Origin of the sequence: Micromonospora sp. KC721, assembly GCF_004348355.1 — a bacterium.
Lineage (GTDB): Bacteria > Actinomycetota > Actinomycetes > Mycobacteriales > Micromonosporaceae > Micromonospora.
In genome coordinates this window covers 1-4494 of sequence record NZ_SMJY01000309.1, presented here as the reverse complement: position 1 = coordinate 4494, position 4494 = coordinate 1, and the positions used below count along the sequence as shown (strand labels likewise).

At 73.5% G+C, this 4494-nt stretch carries 4 protein-coding genes; 3 read left to right on the top strand and 1 reads right to left on the bottom strand.

The features are described 5' to 3' along the window. Nucleotides 1-193 precede the first annotated feature (193 nt). The gene (locus tag E1182_RS29400; RefSeq protein ID WP_165942758.1) at nt 194-757 is read right to left on the bottom strand and encodes a DUF6232 family protein; all 564 of its coding nucleotides are present in this window, start codon (nt 755-757) and stop codon (nt 194-196) included. Between the two features lie 97 nt (nt 758-854). On the opposite strand from E1182_RS29400, the gene E1182_RS29395 reads away from it, so the two are divergent. From E1182_RS29395 to E1182_RS29385, 3 genes are all read left to right on the top strand, one after another. Then, complete coding sequence (locus E1182_RS29395; RefSeq protein ID WP_132270976.1) at nt 855-1628, top strand: enoyl-CoA hydratase-related protein; 774 nt, start codon at nt 855-857, stop codon at nt 1626-1628. 106 nt (nt 1629-1734) lie between these two features. Beyond that, a complete protein-coding gene (locus E1182_RS29390; protein ID WP_132270975.1) occupies nt 1735-3357 on the top strand; it encodes an acetolactate synthase in 1623 nt (540 codons plus the stop codon). Between the two features lie 167 nt (nt 3358-3524). Next, the coding region (locus E1182_RS29385; protein ID WP_132270974.1) for an ATP-binding cassette domain-containing protein at nt 3525-4494 on the top strand (970 nt) is incomplete at its 3' end.

Sequence of the window (4494 nt, the reverse complement as noted above, 5' to 3'; positions counted from 1 at the left end):
CGATCCACCTGCGCGATCAGGTTGGTAGCTTCCGACCAGCCACCAGCCACCAGCCACCAGCCACCAGCCACCAGCCACCAGCCACCAGCCACCAGCCACCCGCCTGCCCTCGGTGACAGCCCGCCGTCGCCGTCGCCGTCCAGGCCCGGCCACTGCGGGCGGCGTGAGTTGCGTTCTGGAGCGAGCAGGACACCTACGGCCTGCCGCGCGGGCTGGGACTGCTGCCCGACGAGCCGATCCCTCTGTGCGGCGCCGGTGGTTGGGCCGCCGAGGCGGACGCCGGTGCGTGCCCTGTCGGATCCGGTGGGCGGTTCTCCATGGCCCGTTGCGCCGCCCGGTAGATCTGCCCGAAGCGCAGCGCGTCTCCGGTGCGCAGCAGCAGCACCGGCTGGCCGCGCCAGCGCGCCCACATCTCCAGTTGCCGGCTGCCCCGCGCGTACGACCGGTCCAGGAACTCGAAAAGGAGGTCGGCGATCGGGCCGACGGCGAGCCCGACCAGCACCGAGGTACCCACGATGGCGAGCGTGACGGTGGGGGAGCGGCGCAGCCAGACCGCGAGCGCGATGCCGAGCGCGGCGGCGACCAGCGGCCCGGCCAGCGCCGCGCCGATCGCGCCCCGGCCGGCCAGCACCCGCCAGGACCGGCTGCCCCGCCGGTGCCAGAGCATGCCGATTTCGGCCACCGGGTAGGCCCGTCCCTCGATCCGGATGGCGGTGGAGGTGACCTGCGCCGACCTGTCGTCGTAGTAGGTGATCATGTTTCGACTCCCGGTGCGGGGGCTGACCTGAGACTACGTACCCAACGACCCCGGCCGTAAGGTTGGCACGCGACTTCGACGAGGAAGTGAGGGCAGCGTGAGCGAGTTCGTGCGGCTGGAGACCCTGGACGGCATCGGCACCATCCGGCTGGAGCGGCCGCCGATGAACGCCCTCAACACGCAGGTGCAGGAGGAGTTGCGCGCCGCCGCGGCGGCGGCCACCGCCGACCCCGACGTCCGCGCGGTGATCGTGTACGGCGGCGAGAAGGTCTTCGCCGCCGGCGCGGACATCAAGGAGATGGCCGACATGTCCTACGTGGACATGGCCGCGCGCGCCGCCGATCTGTCCAGCGCCCTCGGCGCGATCGCCCGGATACCCAAGCCGGTGGTCGCGGCGATCACCGGGTACGCCCTTGGTGGCGGCTGCGAGCTGGCCCTGGCCTGCGACTGGCGGATCGTGGCCGAGGACGCCAAGCTCGGCCAGCCGGAAATCCGACTCGGCATCATCCCCGGCGCGGGCGGCACCCAGCGGTTGGCCCGCCTGGTCGGCCCGGCCCGGGCGAAGGATCTGATCATGACCGGCCGGATGGTCGACGCGGCAGAGGCGCTGCGAATCGGCCTGGCGGACCGGGTGGTCCCGGCGGCCGAGGTCCACGCCGCGGCGGTCGAGCTGGTCACCCCGTTCCTGACCGGCCCGGTGCAGGCGCTACGCGCCGCCAAGCTGGCCGTCGACGGTGGGCTGGACATGGACCTCAACTCCGGCCTGGCCTGGGAGAGCCAGCTCTTCGCGGCGCTGTTCGCCACCGACGACCGGCGCGAGGGCATGGCCGCGTTCGTCGAGAAGCGCAAGCCGGACTTCACCGGCCGCTGATCCCGCCCTCGGGCCGGCGCCCGCTCGCCGGCCCGACCAGGGGCGGTTCACATTCCCCGTACCGGCCAGTAGCGTGTGACAACCGGCAGGCGACGAGGGAGCGGTGATGACGGAACGGGTCGAGGGGCACGGCGGAGAGCTGGCGCTGGCCGCGCTGCGCGCGCACGGCGTACGGGAGATGTTCACCCTCTCCGGCGGCCACGTCTTCCCGCTCTACGACGCCGCGCACCGCACCGGCTTCCCGCTCTACGACGTCCGGCACGAGCAGTCGGCGGTCTTCGCCGCCGAGGCGGTGGCCAAGCTCCAGCGCCGCCCCGGCCTGGCCGTGCTCACCGCCGGTCCCGGCGTCACCAACGGCGTCTCCGGGCTGACCAGCGCCTACTTCAACGCCTCGCCCGTGCTGGTGCTGGGCGGGCGGGCGCCGCAGTTCCGCTGGGGCTCCGGCAGCCTGCAGGAGCTGGACCACCTTCCGCTGGTCGCCCCGGTGACCAAGCACGCCGAGACGGTGTTCAGCGCCGACGACATCCCACGTGCGGTCCACGCCGCGCTGACCGCCGCACTCACCCCGCACCGCGGTCCCGCCTTCCTCGACTTTCCCCTGGAGGCCGTCTTCTCCGTCGGCGACGCCGAGCTGCCCGAGGTCACCCCGGTCGCCCCGATCGAGGCCGACCCGGACGAGGTCGCGAAGGCCGCCCGCCTGGTCGCCGACGCGCGGCGCCCGGTGATCATCGCCGGTTCCGACGTGTACGCCGGTGAGGCGGTCGCCGCCCTGCGGGCGGCCGCCGAGGCGTTGCGGGTGCCCGTCTTCACCAACGGCATGGGCCGCGGCGCGCTGCCGCCGCAGCACCCGCTCGCCTTCGCCAAGGCCCGCCGGGTCGCCCTCAAGAGCGCCGACGTCGTCGTGGTCGTCGGCACCCCGCTCGATTTCCGGCTCGGCTTCGGCGATTTCGGCGACGCCGCCGTGGTGCACGTCGTCGACGCCCCCGGTCAGCGCGCCGGGCACGTCCAGCCGGCCGCCAGCCCCGCCGGCGACCTGCGGCTCATCCTCACCGCCTTCGCCGAGCACACCGGCGACCGGGCCGACCACGACGACTGGATCGCCCAACTCCGGGTCGCCGAGGACGCCGCGAAGGCCCGCGACGCCGAGGAGATGACCGCCGAGACCGACCCGATCCGGCCGGCCCGGATCTACGGTGAGCTGCGCCGGGTCCTGGCGGCGGACGCGATCACCATCGGTGACGGCGGCGACTTCGTCTCGTACGCCGGGAAGTACCTGGAGCCGGCACAGCCCGGCACCTGGCTCGACCCCGGCCCGTACGGCTGCCTCGGCACCGGCATGGGCTACGCGATGGGTGCCCGGGTCACCCACCCGGACCGGCAGATCTGCGTGCTGATGGGCGACGGTGCGGCGGGGTTCTCGCTGATGGACGTCGAGTCCCTGGTGCGGCAGAAGCTCCCGGTGGTCATCGTGGTGGGCAACAACGGCATCTGGGGTCTGGAGAAGCACCCGATGCGGGCCATGTACGGCTACGACGTCGTCGCCGACCTCCAGCCGGAACTGCGCTACGACCGGGTGGTCGAGGCGCTCGGCGGCGCGGGGGAGACGGTGGCCAAGGCCGCCGACCTCGGTCCGGCCCTGGCGCGCGCCTTCGACGCCGGGGTGCCGTACCTGGTCAACGTGCTCACCGACCCGGCCGACGCGTACCCCCGCTCGTCGAATCTGGCCTGAGCCGCTCGGCGGCGCCGGCCGTCCCACGGCCGGCGGCCGGTCCGGCCGGTGATCGTAAATCAGCGGAACCTCGGCGTCCGTCGTCGTAGGGTCGGCTTCGTGCCCGACAAAGTGTCACACCCGTCGGGCAGGGTGGGAGACCGACCAGCGATGACGGGAGTTTCCGCATGACCTACGCGATCCGTGCCGAAGGGTTGGTGCGCCGGTTCGGCGAGACCACCGCCCTGGCCGGAGTCGATCTGGCAGTCCCCACCGGGACGGTCTTCGGCCTGCTCGGGCCGAACGGCGCCGGCAAGACCACGACGGTGCGGGTGCTCGCCACCCTGCTCGCCGCCGATGAGGGGCACGCCACCGTCGGCGGCTACGACGTGCGCCGCGACCCGCACCGGGTGCGACAGCTGATCGGCCTCACCGGCCAGTACGCCTCGGTCGACGAGGCCCTCACCGGCACCGAGAACCTGCTGCTCATCGGCCGGCTGCTCGGGCTGAGCCGGGCGCAGGCCCGGGCCCGTGCCGCCGAACTGCTCGCCGACTTCCAGCTCACCGACGCCGCCGGCCGGGCGGCGAAGACCTTTTCCGGCGGGATGCGCCGCCGCCTGGACCTGGCAGCCAGCCTGGTCGGCCGGCCGCAGGTGCTCTTCCTCGACGAGCCGACCACGGGGCTGGACCCACGCAGCCGCAACGAGCTGTGGGACATCGTCCGCACCCTGGTCGCCGACGGCGTGACGGTGCTGCTGACCACGCAGTACCTCGAGGAGGCCGACCAACTCGCCAGCGAGATCGCGGTGGTCGACCACGGTCGGGTGATCGCCCAGGGCACGCCGGAGGAGCTGAAGGCGAAGACCGGCGGCCAGGTGCTCACCGTCCGCCCGACCGACCCGGCCGACCTGCCGACGGTGCTGGCGGTCGCCGGTGAGGTGGCGCGGGCCACTCCCGAGGTCGTCCAGACCACGGTCACCGTCCCGGTCAACGACCCGGATGTGCTGCCCACGGTGGTCCGCCGGCTCGACGCCGCCGGCGTTCCGGTGGCCGAGTTGGCGCTGCGCGGCGCCAGTCTGGACGAGGTCTTCCTCTCCCTCACCGGGCACCGGGCCGAGCAGGACGCCGACACCGACGCCATGGAAGAGAGCCTGGCAT

Coding starts and splice junctions, on each gene's coding strand:
- E1182_RS29400 (WP_165942758.1), bottom strand. CDS start 757: ATGATCACCTACTACGACGACAGGTCGGCGCAGGTCACCTCCACCGCC.
- E1182_RS29390 (WP_132270975.1), top strand. CDS start 1,735: ATGACGGAACGGGTCGAGGGGCACGGCGGAGAGCTGGCGCTGGCCGCG.